The sequence below is a fragment of the Acidovorax sp. NO-1 genome, from assembly GCF_000238595.1.
Taxonomy (GTDB): domain Bacteria; phylum Pseudomonadota; class Gammaproteobacteria; order Burkholderiales; family Burkholderiaceae_C; genus Acidovorax.
Genome location: NZ_AGTS01000131.1, coordinates 1 through 344, shown reverse-complemented (window position 1 = coordinate 344; position 344 = coordinate 1). Strand labels below are relative to the sequence as shown.

1 protein-coding gene is annotated in these 344 nt (G+C 42.4%); it reads left to right on the top strand.

Annotated features, from left to right (window positions below):
• On the top strand, nucleotides 1-344 hold a 344-nt coding region (locus KYG_RS24025), incomplete at both ends, for a class I tRNA ligase family protein (RefSeq protein WP_139019416.1).

Genomic DNA, 344 nt, shown 5'->3' with positions numbered 1-344 from the left:
GGCTTCCAGTTGATATTTATATCGGTGGTGCAGAACACGCTGTACTTCACTTACTATATGCTCGTTTCTGGCACAAAGTATTATACGATATCGGTGTAGTTCCAACGAAAGAGCCGTTCCAACAATTATTCAACCAAGGTATGATTCTAGGTGAAAACAACGAGAAAATGAGTAAATCAAAAGGTAACGTTGTAAACCCTGATGATATCGTAGCAAGCCACGGTGCAGATACACTTCGTCTATACGAAATGTTCATGGGACCATTAGATGCTTCAATCGCTTGGTCTGAAAATGGTCTTGATGGAGCACGTCGTTTCCTAGACCGCGTATGGCGCCTATTCGTT